16 protein-coding genes are annotated in these 13,846 nt (G+C 66.7%); 5 read left to right on the top strand and 11 right to left on the bottom strand.

The window, feature by feature from the left end; all coding sequences use genetic code 11:
- The first annotated feature begins 276 nt into the window (after window positions 1–276).
- The gene (gene htpG / locus ABE434_RS04055; protein WP_179459204.1) at window positions 277–2,175 is read left to right on the top strand and encodes a molecular chaperone HtpG; all 1,899 of its coding nucleotides are present in this window, start codon (window positions 277–279) and stop codon (window positions 2,173–2,175) included.
- Window positions 2,176–2,224: 49 nt separating this feature from the next.
- On the opposite strand, the gene ABE434_RS04050 is transcribed toward htpG, so the two are convergent.
- On the bottom strand, window positions 2,225–2,521 hold the full coding sequence (locus ABE434_RS04050) for a hypothetical protein (protein ID WP_346477912.1): 297 nt from the start codon (window positions 2,519–2,521) through the stop codon (window positions 2,225–2,227).
- A gap of 165 nt (window positions 2,522–2,686) precedes the next feature.
- Between ABE434_RS04050 and ftsY the strand changes: the two genes are divergently transcribed.
- Genes ftsY through ABE434_RS04035 form a run of 3 tightly spaced genes read left to right on the top strand, consistent with a single transcriptional unit; the run spans window position 2,687 to window position 5,605 of the window.
- The gene (ftsY, locus tag ABE434_RS04045; RefSeq protein ID WP_346477911.1) at window positions 2,687–4,141 is read left to right on the top strand and encodes a signal recognition particle-docking protein FtsY; all 1,455 of its coding nucleotides are present in this window, start codon (window positions 2,687–2,689) and stop codon (window positions 4,139–4,141) included.
- A gap of 50 nt (window positions 4,142–4,191) precedes the next feature.
- Entirely contained in the window at window positions 4,192–5,331 is a 1,140-nt protein-coding gene (gene mutY / locus ABE434_RS04040) for an A/G-specific adenine glycosylase (protein ID WP_346477910.1), read from the top strand.
- A gap of 4 nt (window positions 5,332–5,335) precedes the next feature.
- Window positions 5,336–5,605, top strand: coding sequence for an oxidative damage protection protein (locus ABE434_RS04035; protein WP_019183247.1), 270 nt, complete (start codon window positions 5,336–5,338; stop codon window positions 5,603–5,605).
- 23 nt (window positions 5,606–5,628) lie between these two features.
- On the opposite strand, the gene ABE434_RS04030 is transcribed toward ABE434_RS04035, so the two are convergent.
- The 10 genes from ABE434_RS04030 to ABE434_RS03985 form a co-directional block, all read right to left on the bottom strand.
- Window positions 5,629–6,093 (bottom strand): DUF6491 family protein, encoded by a 465-nt coding sequence (locus ABE434_RS04030; RefSeq protein WP_346477909.1) that lies wholly within the window; start codon window positions 6,091–6,093, stop codon window positions 5,629–5,631.
- 105 nt (window positions 6,094–6,198) lie between these two features.
- On the bottom strand, window positions 6,199–6,912 hold the full coding sequence (gene lolD, locus ABE434_RS04025; protein ID WP_179459209.1) for a lipoprotein-releasing ABC transporter ATP-binding protein LolD: 714 nt from the start codon (window positions 6,910–6,912) through the stop codon (window positions 6,199–6,201).
- Window positions 6,905–8,146 (bottom strand): lipoprotein-releasing ABC transporter permease subunit, encoded by a 1,242-nt coding sequence (locus tag ABE434_RS04020; RefSeq protein ID WP_346477908.1) that lies wholly within the window; start codon window positions 8,144–8,146, stop codon window positions 6,905–6,907. Before ABE434_RS04020 ends, lolD begins: the two co-directional genes overlap by 8 nt.
- A gap of 23 nt (window positions 8,147–8,169) precedes the next feature.
- Window positions 8,170–8,517, bottom strand: a complete 348-nt coding sequence (locus tag ABE434_RS04015; RefSeq protein ID WP_346477907.1) for a hypothetical protein — start codon at window positions 8,515–8,517, stop codon at window positions 8,170–8,172.
- Between the two features lie 52 nt (window positions 8,518–8,569).
- On the bottom strand, window positions 8,570–8,818 hold the full coding sequence (locus ABE434_RS04010; RefSeq protein WP_019183252.1) for a succinate dehydrogenase assembly factor 2: 249 nt from the start codon (window positions 8,816–8,818) through the stop codon (window positions 8,570–8,572).
- A 105-nt stretch (window positions 8,819–8,923) separates the two neighbouring features.
- Window positions 8,924–9,709 (bottom strand): succinate dehydrogenase iron-sulfur subunit, encoded by a 786-nt coding sequence (locus ABE434_RS04005; RefSeq protein WP_088432210.1) that lies wholly within the window; start codon window positions 9,707–9,709, stop codon window positions 8,924–8,926.
- A 163-nt stretch (window positions 9,710–9,872) separates the two neighbouring features.
- Window positions 9,873–11,663 (bottom strand): succinate dehydrogenase flavoprotein subunit, encoded by a 1,791-nt coding sequence (gene sdhA, locus ABE434_RS04000; RefSeq protein ID WP_228887519.1) that lies wholly within the window; start codon window positions 11,661–11,663, stop codon window positions 9,873–9,875.
- Window positions 11,664–11,694: 31 nt separating this feature from the next.
- Window positions 11,695–12,081 (bottom strand): succinate dehydrogenase, hydrophobic membrane anchor protein, encoded by a 387-nt coding sequence (gene sdhD, locus ABE434_RS03995; protein ID WP_346477906.1) that lies wholly within the window; start codon window positions 12,079–12,081, stop codon window positions 11,695–11,697.
- Window positions 12,078–12,470: a succinate dehydrogenase, cytochrome b556 subunit gene (sdhC, locus tag ABE434_RS03990; protein ID WP_346477905.1), complete on the bottom strand. Its 393-nt coding sequence runs from the start codon at window positions 12,468–12,470 to the stop codon at window positions 12,078–12,080. The genes sdhD and sdhC overlap by 4 nt, the downstream gene beginning before the upstream one ends.
- Window positions 12,471–12,526: 56 nt before the next feature.
- Window positions 12,527–12,700, bottom strand: a complete 174-nt coding sequence (locus tag ABE434_RS03985; RefSeq protein WP_176989688.1) for a DUF1674 domain-containing protein — start codon at window positions 12,698–12,700, stop codon at window positions 12,527–12,529.
- A gap of 39 nt (window positions 12,701–12,739) precedes the next feature.
- On the opposite strand from ABE434_RS03985, the gene ABE434_RS03980 reads away from it, so the two are divergent.
- On the top strand, window positions 12,740–13,609 hold the full coding sequence (locus ABE434_RS03980) for a folate-binding protein (protein WP_346477904.1): 870 nt from the start codon (window positions 12,740–12,742) through the stop codon (window positions 13,607–13,609).
- Window positions 13,610–13,846: the final 237 nt, after the last annotated feature.

Here is a 13,846-nt window from a genome sequence, read left to right as displayed (position 1 = left end):
TGGGGCGGAGGGCGATGGGAGGGGCGAACGGGCGGAAACGGGTCATGGGCACGGATGGCAGGCAGTTCAGGACGACATTCTAGGCGGTCCGGTGGTTGTCTCCACCCGGTGCCCCGATGCCCGAAGGAAATGCAGCCACGCATGGCGTGGCTCTACCGGCCGCACGTACGACCTACGAGCCGAGGGCGGCGGCCTTGAATTCGGGACAATCCACCCCTACCCCTTGAGCCAGCCGCCGCGCCGGGCGCGGCAATGTCCCAAGGAGCAACACGACCCATGACCGTGCAGACCCAAAAAGAAACCCTGGGCTTCCAGACCGAAGTCAAACAGCTGCTGCAGCTGATGATCCACTCGCTGTACTCCAACAAGGAAATCTTCCTTCGCGAGCTGATCTCCAACGCGGCCGACGCCTCGGACAAGCTGCGCTTCGAAGCGCTGACCCAGCCGGACCTGCTCGAGAACGACGGCGACCTGCGCATCCGCGTCAGCTTCGATGCCACGGCCAACACCCTGACCATCGACGACAACGGCATCGGCATGAGCCGTGACGAAGCGATCGCCCACCTGGGCACCATCGCCAAATCCGGCACCGGCGACTTCCTGCGCCAGCTCTCCGGCGACCAGAAGAAGGACTCCCAGCTGATCGGCCAGTTCGGCGTTGGTTTCTACAGCGCCTTCATCGTCGCCGACCAGGTCGACGTCTACTCCCGTCGCGCCGGCCTGCCCGCCAGCGAGGGCGTGCACTGGTCCTCGCGCGGCGAAGGCGAGTTCGACGTGGAAGGCATCGACAAGCCCGAGCGCGGCACCCGCATCGTCCTGCACCTCAAGGATGACCAGCGCGACTTCGCCGACGGCTGGCGCCTGCGCGGGATCATCAAGAAGTACTCCGACCACATCGGCCTGCCGATCCAGATGGTCAAGGAACATCACGGCGAAGACGCCCCGGCCGAGATCGAATGGGAAACCGTCAACCGTGCCAGCGCGCTGTGGACGCGGCCGCGTACGGAGATCACCGACGCCGAGTACCAGGAGTTCTACAAGCACGCCGCGCACGACCACCAGGATCCGCTGGCGTGGAGCCACAACAAGGTGGAAGGCAAGCTCGAGTACACCTCGCTGCTGTACGTCCCCGGCCACGCCCCGTTCGACCTGTACCACCGCGATGCGCCCAAGGGCCTGAAGCTCTACGTCCAGCGCGTCTTCGTCATGGACCAAGCCGAGCAGTTCCTGCCGCTGTACCTGCGCTTCATCAAGGGCGTGGTGGATTCCAACGATCTCTCCTTGAACGTCTCGCGCGAAATCCTGCAGTCCGGCCCGGTCATCGATTCGATGAAGTCGGCGCTGACCAAGCGCTCGCTGGACATGCTGGAGAAGCTGGCCAAGGACAAGCCGGAGGTCTATGCCGGCTTCTGGAAGCAGTTCGGCCAGGTGCTCAAGGAAGGTCCGGCGGAAGACTATGGCAACCGCGAGAAGATCGCCGGCCTGCTGCGCTTCGCCTCCACCCATGACGACAGCGGCGAGCCCAGCGTCTCGCTGGCCGACTACGTGGGCCGCATGATCGAGGGCCAGGACAAGATCTACTTCCTGACCGGCGACAGCCACACCCAGGTCAAGGACAGTCCGCACCTGGAAGTGTTCCGCAAGAAGGGCGTGGAAGTGCTGCTGCTCACCGACCGCATCGACGAGTGGCTGATGGGCTACCTCACCGAGTTCGACGGCAAGTCGTTCGTCGATGTCGCGCGTGGCGATCTGGACCTGGGTGCGCTGGAAAGCGCCGAAGACAAGCAGGCCCAGGAAGCCGTCGCCAAGGACAAGCAGGCGCTGGTGGACCGCATCAAGACCGCACTGGGTGACGACGTCGCCGACGTGCGCGTTTCGCACCGCCTGACCGATTCGCCGGCGATCCTGGCGATCGGCGAACAGGACCTGGGCCTGCAGATGCGCCAGATCCTGGAAGCCAGCGGCCAGAAAGTGCCTGACAGCAAGCCGGTGTTCGAGTTCAACCCGGGCCATCCGCTGATCGGCAAGCTGGATCAGGAAGGCGATGCCGCGCGCTTCGACGATCTGAGCCGCGTGCTGTTCGACCAGGCAGCGCTGGCCGCGGGCGACACGCTGAAGGACCCGGCGGCGTATGTGCGCCGGCTCAACAAGCTGCTGCTGGAGCTGTCGGCGTAACGGGCGCTACGGGAGGGTGCCGGCCACAGCGGCCGGCACACCGACCGGATCAGGCCCAGCGGTCCAGCAGGGTGCCCAGCATCTCGTCCTGACGGCGGACCACCGTCGCGTTGGCGGCAAACGCCAGCGCGGCTTCCCTGGCCGTCAACAGGTCCGCGATCGGCGCATTGGCGTCGTCCGGCGCGGCAACCACGGTGGCGGTGACGCCGCCTCCTGCCGCTGTCGTCTGGGCGACACCCAGCCGGGTGGTCTCCGTGACCGGCAGCCGTGCCACGTTGGAGGCCGCAGCCTGCACGCCCAGCGAGGCAGCGCGCATGCCTGAGCTGGCAATGGACATCACGCTCATCATTCACCGTTTCGTTGTTCTGGCCGCACCCACATGGCGCAGCCCTTCACAACCGGTAACGGCCGCATCGGCCATTACTTGAGTCCCGCCCCACCGCACCTGCACGCCCATGGGCATTCGGGGCGCAGTGGTAGCATACCCCTCTGATTTCAGCGTCTTTTGCCAATGCTCAGCTTCTTCCGTCGCAAAAAGCCCCAGGACGCCCCGCAAGAGGCGACCAAGACCCAGCATTACTCCACCGAGGAGCTGGCTGCCGCGTTCCCCCAGGCCACTCCCGAGCCTGCGCCACCGCCGGCGCCTGCGCCGCTGCCGCCCGTGGTGGAAACCCCTGTTCCCGCTGCCGAGCCGGCCGCTCCGGTAGCGCGCGTGATCGCGCCGACGCCGGTCGTGCCTGCGCCTGTGGTTCCTGCGCCGGTTGTGCCTGCCCCTGTGGTGCCTACCCCCGTGGTGGCTGCACCGCTGGCACCGGCCCCGGTTGCGCCCGCACCCGTGGTGACTGCTCCGGTTGCGCCGGAACCGATCGCCCCCGCGCCTGCGGTGACCGCACCGGTTCAAGCACCGATCGCCCCGGTAAGCGCACCCGCGCCCGCTGTGGTCGCACCGCCGGCTGTCACCCCGGTTGCTCCGGTTGCTCCAGCCCCGGTCGCCCCGACCATCGTGACCGAGCGCCCGACCTCCCACGACATGGCTCCCGCCGCCGCCGGCAAGAGCGGCTGGCGCGAGCGCCTGCGCAACAGCGTGATCGCACGCAGCTTCGGCGGCCTGTTCGCGCGCAATCCCAAGCTCGATGACGACCTGCTCGACGAGCTGGAAACCGCGCTGATCACCGCCGATGTCGGCGTCGGCGCGACCACCGCGCTGGTCGAAGGCCTGCGCAAGCGGATGAAGGCGCGCGAGTTCACCGATGCCAATGCGCTGCTGACCGCGCTGCGCGCCGAACTGATCGCGATCCTGCAGCCGGTCGCCAAGCCGCTGGTCATCGACCGCACCGCCAAGCCGTTCGTGGTGCTCACCGTCGGCGTCAATGGCGTCGGCAAGACCACCACCATCGGCAAGCTGGCCAAGCGTTTCAAGGACGACGGGCACAGCCTGATGCTGGCCGCCGGCGATACCTTCCGTGCCGCTGCCGTCGCGCAGTTGCAGGCCTGGGGCGAACGCAACGGCGTCGCCGTGGTCGCGCAGGGCCAGAACGCCGATGCGGCCTCGGTCGCCTTCGATGCGCTGCAGGCGGGCAAGGCCCGCGGCACCGAAGTGCTGATCGCCGATACCGCCGGCCGCCTGCACACCCAGGCCGGCCTGATGAACGAGCTGGGCAAGATCCGCCGGGTGCTCGGCAAGATCGATCCCGATGCCCCGCACGAAGTGCTGATGGTCATCGATGGCACCACCGGCCAGAACGCGCTGTCGCAGCTGCGTCAGTTCCATGCGGCGGTCAACGTGACCGGCCTGGTGGTGACCAAGCTGGACGGCACGGCCAAGGGTGGCGTGGTGTTCGCGCTGGCCCGCGAGTTCGGCATTCCGATCCGCTTCTGCGGCATCGGCGAGCGCCCGGAAGACCTGCGCGTGTTCGATCCGGAAGCCTTCGTCGACGCACTGCTGCCGGAAGCACTGGGCGCCTGAGCCGATGCAGCCACGCATGGCGTGGCTCTCCCCCTTCCTCCGGAACCTGCATGACCCGCCAGCCTCCCGCCAGCGCCCCGGTGCCGACCGACGATGTCTTTGTCGCGCGGCTGCTGCACTGGTTCGACGACCACGGCCGGCATGACCTGCCGTGGCAGCACCCACGCACCCCGTACCGGGTGTGGCTGTCGGAGATCATGCTGCAGCAGACCCAGGTCGGCACGGTCATCCCGTACTTCCTGAAATTCCTCGACGTGTTCCCGACCCTGCCCGACCTGGCCGCGGCCAGCAACGATGCGGTGATGGCACAGTGGGCCGGGCTCGGGTACTACGCCCGTGCACGCAACCTGCATGCCGCTGCACAACGCTGCGTCGAACTGCACGACGGCGAGTTGCCACGTGATTTCGATGCGCTGCACGCGCTGCCCGGCATCGGCCGCAGCACCGCGGGCGCGATCCTCAGCCAGGCCTGGAATGATCGGTTCGCGATTCTCGACGGCAACGTCAAACGCGTACTGACCCGCTATCACGGCATCGAGGGCTTCCCCGGCCTGCCGGTGATCGAAAAACAGCTCTGGGCGGTGGCCGAGGCGCATGCTGCGCAGGTACCGGCATCGCGCATGGTCGATTACACCCAGGCGCAGATGGACCTGGGCGCCAGCGTCTGCAGCCGCAGCCGACCGGCCTGCGTGATCTGCCCGCTGCAGGCCACCTGCGTGGCGCGTCGCGAGGGCCGCACCGATCAGCTGCCGACGCCCAAGCCGGGCAAGACCCTGCCCGAACGCGAGGCGGTGGCGCTGCTGCTGCGCGATGCGCGCGGCCGGGTGCTGCTGCAGAAGCGGCCGGACACGGGGATCTGGGCACAGTTGTGGACCCTGCCCCAGGCCGACAGCGGGGTCGCGCTGCAGGACTGGTTCGACGCGCACATTGAGGGTTCGCTGGACGATGCCGAGCCGCTACCGGTGCTGGAACACACCTTCAGCCACTACCGGCTGCACCTGCAGGTGCTGGTGGCAACGGTGCAGGGCCTGCGCAACGAGACCGAGGGGCTGCGCTGGGTCGCTGCCGAAGAACGGGTCACGCTGGGCCTGCCCGCGCCGATCCGCAAGCTGCTGGAGACCGGTGCACCGCCCGCTCAGCCCAAGCGCCGTACAATGCGCCGCGCAGCAACATCCCAAGACATCGAGTAACGCTATGCCCCGCACCGTTTTCTGCCAGTACGAACAACGCGACGCCGAAGGCCTGGACTTCGTGCCCTACCCCGGCGAACTGGGCCAGCGCATCTTCAACCACATCGGCAAGCCGGCGTGGGCCGCGTGGCTGGCGCACCAGACCATGCTGATCAACGAAAACCGTCTGTCGCCGCGTGATCCCAAGCACCGCGCGTTCCTGGAAGAGGAACTGGTGAAGTATCTGTTCAGCGGTGGCGCCGAAAAGCCGGCCGGATTCGTTCCGGAGGCGTGACCTTGGCCGGCCAGCGGCCGGCATTACCGGGTTGGCGCCTGCTGGCCTTCTTCGCGCTCCTGCAGCTGCGCCTGCCGCAGCTCCTGCTCGGAGGCGCGCAGCGCCTTGGTATCGAGCTTGCGGATGCTGCTGATGAAGCACGGCATGTTCATCGGTCCGGGCGTGGGGTCGCGCACCAGCACCTTGTCGAAGCGCGCCGACACACGGCCGACCCGGCTGGTCAGGCCGATCGCCGGGGCGTAGTCCAGCCCCTGGCACGGCCCGGTCAGTTCCAGCAGATAGCCTTCGCTCGGGCGTGTCCACACCGCCAGCGCGCTGTCGCCCAGTTCGGTCCAGCCTGACAGCGAACCATACAGTGGCATGTCCTGCTGCGGCGGCCCGGCGTGGGCGCGGTAGAGATCGAGCTTCTGCGCGGTGGATAGGCGGCCGGTACTGGCGCACGCGGCCAGCCCAAGGCACAGGGCCGCGATGGCGAGGGTCTGCTTCATGACGCCTCCTGCTGGAGAATGTGCGCCGATGATGCGCCGCCCGGCGTGGTCCCGGCGAGAGGAACCCGCCGGGTGTTCAGCGCCCAGGCAGGCACCGATGCCTGCTCAGACCTCGCTGTGGGCCAGGCTGTGCAGCCGCCCTTCGCGCAGCTCCAGCACGCGGTCCAGCTTGCGCGCCAGCGAGCGATCATGGGTCACCAGCACCAGGCTGGTGTGGTGCGCGCGGTTGAGCTCCAGCATCAGCTCGAACACGGTCGCCGCCGTCTTGTCATCCAGGTTGCCGGTCGGCTCGTCGCCGAGCACGCAGGCCGGTCGGTTGACCAGCGCACGGGCGACGGCAGCGCGCTGGCGCTCACCACCGGAGAGTTCACCGGGTTTGTGGTCCAGGCGATGGCCCAGGCCGACCGATTCCAGCAGCGCCTGCGCGCGGGTGCGCGCGTCCACCACTTCTTCGCCCCCGAGCAGCACCGGCATCATCACGTTTTCCAGCGCGGTGAATTCGGGCAGCAGGTGGTGGAACTGGTAGACGAAGCCGAGCGCGCGGTTGCGCAGCCGGCCGCGCTGGCTGTCGGACAGGCCGGACATGCGCTGGCCGGCCACATAGACCTCTCCCGCCGTCGGCGTATCCAGGCCGCCCAGCAGGTGCAGCAGGGTGCTCTTGCCGGCGCCGGAGGCACCGATGATGGCCACGGTTTCGCCCGCGGCCACGCGCAGGTCCAGCCCGTTGAACACGGGCGTCTGCATGCGGCCTTCGGCGTAGGTCTTGGCCAGGGCTTCGGCGCGGATGACTTCTTCGCCCAGGGTGAGTGCTTCATTCATAACGCAGGGCCTCCGCCGGCTGGGTGCGTGCCGCGCGCCAGGCGGGATACAGGGTGGCAAGGAAGCTCATGACCAGCGCCACGGCGGTGATCACGATGATGTCCGGGGTCTGCATGTCGGTCGGCAGGCCGGTGATGTAGTAGACGTCTTCCGGCAGCAGCTTGACGTTGAACAGGGTCTCGATCGCCCCGAGGATGCGCTCCAGGTTCAAGGTCAGGGTGATGCCGCCGATCACGCCGAGCACGGTGCCGAAGATGCCGATCAGCGAGCCCTGCACCATGAACACCTGCATGACCCCGCCCGGGGTGAGCCCGAGCGTGCGCAGGATGGCGATGTCGGCCTGTTTGTCGGTGACCAGCATCACCTGCGAGGAGACCAGGTTGAAGGCGCCCATGGCGATGATCAGCGAGAGCAGGATGCCCATCACCACCTTCTCCATGCGCAGCGAGTGGTAGAGGTTGGCGTTCTGCTGGGTCCAGTCGCTGACGCGGTAGGCGCCCGTCAGGTTGTGGGCCAGATCGACGCCGACGTCCAGCGCCTTGTCCATGTCATGCAGCTTGAGGCGCACGCCGGTGACACCGTCGATGCGCAGCACCTTTTCCAGATCGGCCATGTTGGCGTATGCCACGCCGCGGTCGACCTCGTTGTAGCCGGCTTCGAAGATGCCACTGACGGTGAAGCGCTTCATGCGCGGGATCGCACCGATCGGCGTGCCCTGCACTTCTGCGAGTGTCACCAGCACGGTATCGCCGACGCCGACGCCGAGGTAGATCGCCAGCTCCTTGCCGACCAGCAGGTTGTAGCTGCCCGCGGTCAGGCTGTCGAAACTGCCCTTCTTGACCTTCTGGTTGATCACCGAGACGTTCGGCTCCAGCGCCGGGTCGATGCCCTGCACGATGGCGCCCTGCACGCGGGGACCGCTGAGCATGGCCTGGATTTCGATATACGGCGCCGCGCCGGCGACACGCGGATCCTTTTTCGCCACCTCCACCGCATGCGCCCAGTCGGCCATCGGCGCGCCGTCGGTGGTGATGGTGGTGTGCGCGGTCATCTGCAGCAGTCGATCGCGGATTTCCTTCTGGAAACCGCTCATGACCGCCAGCGTGGTGATCAGCACGGTCACGCCCAGGGCAATGCCGAGGATCGAGGCCATGGAGATGAAGGAGATGAAGCCGTTGCGGCGTTTGGCGCGCAGGTAGCGCAGGCCAATCGAGACAGGTATGGGTTTGAACATGCAGGTACGCCGGACAATTCAGGCTATGGTGCCACTGCAGGGGGTGAACGGGAAATGCAGTGTGCCCGGACGGCTAGTCGCAGTTCACGTGCCTCCCCCTGCGGGAGGGTATCCGGCCAGAACAAACGCCAGTGGCGGCGCCCCTCGTGCCGCCAGGCCAGCTGCACCAGCGGGCCGCGGCGCCGCATCTGCAGCTCCTCGACCGGCTCGCCATCCACCTGTGCCGGGTCTTCGTCCGCCGGAATCACGAAGACGCAGCCCGGGCGGTGCGCATATCGCCACGCCTCCCACCAGGTGCCGGCCATCGCCGCCATGCCCAGCGCCAGACCCCAGGGCACGGGCAGATCGGTCGACCACAGCGCCCAGGGCATCAGCGCCCCCATGGCGATCAGCGCGCGGCACTGCCAGCGCGAGGGATGCCACTCACGCCGGAAGGGCGCGGATCCGGGCGATGAGGGCGGCGGGCGCGGCATGCGGGCACTCCTCGTAGCCCATGAACCAGCGCCACAACTTATCGTCCTCGCTCTCGAGCAGGAACAGGAAAACCTCGCGCTCGTCTGTCGGTGCCTGCAGCCAGCAACGGTCCAGGTAACGGCCGAACAGCTGGTCCAGCTCGCGCATGCCGCGGCGGCAACGCCAGCGCAGTTTTTTCAGTTCGGTTGCTTCATCCATTTTCTGCGTTTCCAGATAAGGCAAAGCCACGCATGGCGTGGCTCTACCGTTTCGATCTTTTTCTGCAAAGCCACGCATGGCGTGGCGCTGCAGGACACACCTGGATCAGGCGCGACGCGCCATCATCAGCTTCTTGATCTCGGCAATGGCCAGAGCCGGGTTCAGGCCCTTCGGGCAGGTACGCGAGCAGTTCATGATGGTGTGGCAACGGTACAGCTTGAACGGGTCTTCCAGCTCGTCCAGGCGCGCACCGGTGTCTTCATCGCGCGAGTCGATGATCCAGCGGTAGGCCTGCAGCAGGATGGCCGGGCCCAGGTAACGCTCGCCGTTCCACCAGTAGCTCGGGCAGCTGGTCGAGCAGCACGCGCACAGGATGCACTCGTACAGGCCGTCCAGCTTCTTGCGGTCTTCCGGCGACTGCAGGCGCTCGCGATCCGGCGGCGGCGGCGTCTGGGTACGGATCCACGGCTTGATCGAAGCGTACTGCGCGTAGAAGTGGGTCAGGTCCGGCACCAGATCCTTGACCACGCTCATGTGCGGCAGCGGGTAGATCGGCACTTCGGCCTTGCCGCAGTCGGCAATCGCGCGGGTGCAGGCCAGCGTGTTGGTGCCGTCGATGTTCATCGCGCACGAACCGCAGATGCCCTCGCGGCACGAACGACGGAAGGTCAGGGTCGGATCGATCTCGTTCTTGATCTTGATCAGCGCGTCCAGGACCATCGGGCCGCAGGCGTCCAGATCGATCTCATACGTATCGGTGCGCGGATTGCTGTCGTCGTCGGGACTCCAGCGGTAGATCTTGAAGGTGCGGGTGTTCTTCGCACCGGTCTGGGCGGGGAAGTGCTTGCCCTTTCCGATCTTGGAATTCTTGGGGAGGGAAAACTCGGCCATGGCTGTTCTCGTTGGCTCAGGCGGCTCGCGCTGCGGAGCAGGCGCGGGTAGCACGGAAGATGAGGAAGTCGACACCACCGGCCAGCGGCGCACGCGCCACCCCACCCGTGCGGGTGGCGGCGGTCGCGAGCGCTGCGTGGACGGAGGTCATGCCGCAGGTCTCTTAGTAAACGCGCGGCTTGGGCGGGACGACGTCCACGTCCTTGCTGAGCGTGTACATGTGGACCGGACGGTAGTCGAACTCGCACTTGCCGTTTTCGTCGACGTTGACCAGCGTGTGCTTCTGCCAGTTGACGTCGTCGCGGTCCGGGAAGTCCTCATGCGCATGCGCGCCGCGGCTTTCCTTGCGCTGTTCGGCCGAGTTGATCGTCGCCACCGCGTTGAGCAGCAGGTTGTTCAGCTCGTAGGTTTCGATCAGGTCCGAGTTCCACACCAGCGAACGGTCGGAGACCTTGACGTCCTGGAAGGAGTCGAAGATCTCGGCCATCTTGCTGCAGCCCTCTTCCAGCGTCTTGCTGGTACGGAACACCGCCGCGTCGTTCTGCATGGTGCGCTGCATGCGGTCGCGGATGACCGAGGTCGGGGTGTCGCCGTTGGCGTAACGCAGCTTGTCGAGCAGGCCCAGGGCCTTGTCGCAGGCATCGGACGGCAGGGTCTTGTGCGGTGCGCCGGACTTGATGGTGTCGGCGCAGCGGTTGGCCACCGCACGGCCGAACACGACCAGATCCAGCAGCGAGTTCGAGCCCAGGCGGTTGGCGCCGTGCACGGACACGCAGGCCGCTTCGCCGATGGCGTACAGGCCCGGCACGACCGCATCGGGGTTGTCGCCGACCTTGCGCACGACTTCGCCGTGGTAGTTGGTCGGGATGCCGCCCATGTTGTAGTGCACGGTCGGGATGACCGGGATCGGCTGCTTGTGCACGTCCACGCCGGCGAAGATGCGGGCGCTTTCAGCGATGCCCGGCAGCTTGTCGTCGATGACGCCCGGGCCGAGGTGGGTCAGGTCGAGCAGGATGTGATCCTTGTGCTCGCCGACGCCGCGGCCTTCGCGGATCTCGATGGTCATCGAACGCGACACCACGTCGCGCGAAGCCAGATCCTTGTAGTGCGGTGCATAGCGCTCCATGAAGCGCTCGCCGTTGCTGTTGCGCAGGATGCCGCCTTCGCCGCGCACGCCCTCGGTGATCAGGCAGCCCGCGCCGTAGATACCGGTCGGGTGGAATTGCACGAACTCCATGTCCTGCATCGGCAGGCCGGCACGCATGACCAGACCGCCGCCGTCGCCGGTGCAGGTGTGGGCCGAGGTGGCGCTGAAGTAGGCGCGGCCGTAGCCGCCGGTGGCCAGCACCACGCCATGGGCGCGGAACAGGTGCAGCGAGCCGTCGGCCATGTCCAGCGCGAGCACGCCACGGCAGACGCCTTCATCATCGAAGATCAGGTCGAGCGCGAAGTACTCGATCATGAAGCGCGCGTTGTGGGCCAGCGACTGCTGGTACAGCGTGTGCAGCATGGCGTGGCCGGTACGGTCGGCGGCGGCGCAGGTGCGCTGCGCGGACGGGCCTTCGCCGTACTTGGTGGTCATGCCGCCGAACGGGCGCTGGTAGATCTTGCCCTCTTCGGTACGGCTGAACGGCACACCGTAGTGTTCCAGCTCGATGATGGCCGGGATCGCTTCGCGGCACATGTACTCGATGGCGTCCTGGTCACCCAGCCAATCCGACCCCTTGATGGTGTCGAAGAAGTGGTAGCGCCAGTCGTCTTCGCCCATGTTGCCCAGCGCGGCGGAAATGCCACCCTGCGCGGCCACGGTGTGCGAACGGGTCGGGAAGACCTTGGTCAGACAGACCGTCTGCAGGCCCTTGGCGGCAAGGCCGAACGTGGCGCGCAGGCCAGCACCGCCGGCGCCGACCACGACCATGTCGTACTTGTGTTCCGTAATCTTGTAAGCGGACATCTAATCTGGATTCCTGTCTTGGTGCCTGGACTCAGGCGACGCCGAGCGCGATGCGGGCGACCGCAAAAACACTGACGATCCCGCCGAGCACGGCGATGAACTTCACCGTGGTCTGCAGCGCCAGGGCCAGCAGCGAATTGTGGATGTAGTCTTCCAGCACGACCTGCAGGCCGAGCTGGGCATGCCAGAACATCGCGACCAGGAAGCCGACCAGCAGCACCGCGTTCCACGGCTTGGACACCGCGTCGGTGGCGGCCACGTAATCGGCGCCGATCAGGCTCAGCACGAACACCAGGAACCAGATGGTCAGGCCGACCAGCGCGGTGGCGGTCAGGCGCTGCAGCACGAAATGCTCGGTGCCGGTCTTGGCGGCGCCCAGGCCACGCACGTTCTTCAGCGGGGTACGGTACTTGTTCATGCGGCCGCTCCCATGAAGACATAGGCCCAGATCAGGGCGGTGATCATCAGGCTGGCGAAGACCGAGACCCAGCTGCTGCGCACGAAGGCGGGAATGGAGAAGCCGATCGCGAAGTCCTGCACGATATGGCGGATGCCATTGCACAGGTGGTAGGCGAAGGACCAGCTCCAGGCGAACAGGAACAGCTTGCCGTACCAGCTGCCGGCATGGCCGGTGAAGCAGTTCCAGGATTCAGGGCCCATCATCAGGGCGAGCAGGCCGCCGGCGATGATCAGGGCTCCAACAGACAGAAAGATGCCGGTGGCTCGATGCAGGATCGAGGTGGCCATCTGAATCTGCCAGCGATACACCTGAAGGTGCGGGGAAAGGGGACGTTCTCTGGCGGCCATTCGCTGGGCTCGTTGTCTCGGCTGGGCGGCGCAATGCCGCGTTGGCTCAATGCTGATCAGAAATCGATGCAGCGTCCGTTTTTTTCCCAATCTCCGTACCGCACCGGATCAAGTCCGCCGCGGCCGCCGATTTCCAAAGGCAATGCGTCGGTCTCGGGAAGCGGCTGCTTCTCCGGTACCAGCGTGCCTTCAGCTTCAGAATCTGGAGTGGGGGTTGTTTGGCCTATCATGGGTGTTCTCGCAACGCACAAATTTTAGACCCCGTTCACGTGCCTGACAACCTGCCCTCCGATTTCGTCGGCTTTTCGCGCCTCCCCGGTCACCAGCTGCTCAGCCTCAGCGGTGCCGATGCGGCCGCGTTCGCCCATGCCCAATTCTCCAGCGATGTCACCGCCCTGCCCCTGCTGCATTGGCAGTGGAGCGCCTGGCTGACGGCCAAGGGCCGCACCATTGCTGTGTTCCAGCTGTTGCGGCTGGACGAGGAGCGCATCGTGCTGCTGCTCGCCGACGGCGACGCCGATGCGATTGCGTCGCAGTTGCAGCGTTTTGTATTCCGCCGCAAGGTCCGGATCGAGGTGCGCAACGACCTGGCCGTGGTGGCGAGCTTCACCGCCCCCGAAGCGGCCTCCGGCGCCGCGATTGCGCAACTTGGTGGCGAAACCGTGGAATTGGACCTGGGCAGCGACGCGCTTCCGCGCAGCCTGCGGATCGGTGCCGCCGATGCCGTGGCCGCCGCCGCGGACAGCGCGGATATCGCACTGGCCTGGCGCCAGTCCGACCTGCGCTATGGGCTGCCGCGACTGGACGCCGATCAGCGTGAACAGTGGACGCCACAGCAGCTGGGGCTGGACCGCCTGAACGGGTACAGCGTCAAGAAGGGCTGCTACCCGGGCCAGGAAATCGTGGCCCGCACCCATTTCCTGGGCAAGGCCAAGCGCGCCCTGCAGTTGCTGCGGGTCGTGGAGGGCACGACCAGCGGCACGCAGGTGCAGCAGAACGAGGCGGCGATCGGCACCGTCGCCTCGGTGGCCGGTGACCTGGCCCTGGCAGTGCTGCCGCTGGAAATCGCGCCCGAACCGTTGACGGTTGGCGGGGTTGACGCCGCCCACCTGCCGTTGCTGGACGGCCTGGCGCGGTAGAGCCGGTAGGCGCAGACCGTTGGTCGATGCGGCAAGCAATGAACGTTGATGGATGTGCGTGGAGCCGGCCAGCGGCCGGCACTACCTGATCTGGCGGCATTGCGGATTCGGGGGCACTGGTAGTGCCGGCCGCGGGCCGGGAACCCCCTAAACCCTACCCGCCATACTCGGAGGTAAAACGCACGCCCGGCAATGCATCGAAAAAAATAACGACCAGAGGGTGGGTAGCCAACCGGA

The organism is Stenotrophomonas sp. TWI1183, from assembly GCF_039673115.1.
GTDB lineage: Bacteria > Pseudomonadota > Gammaproteobacteria > Xanthomonadales > Xanthomonadaceae > Stenotrophomonas > Stenotrophomonas maltophilia_AA.
The sequence above is the reverse complement of the archived record's forward strand: the minus strand, read 5'-3'. Positions and strand labels throughout refer to the sequence as shown.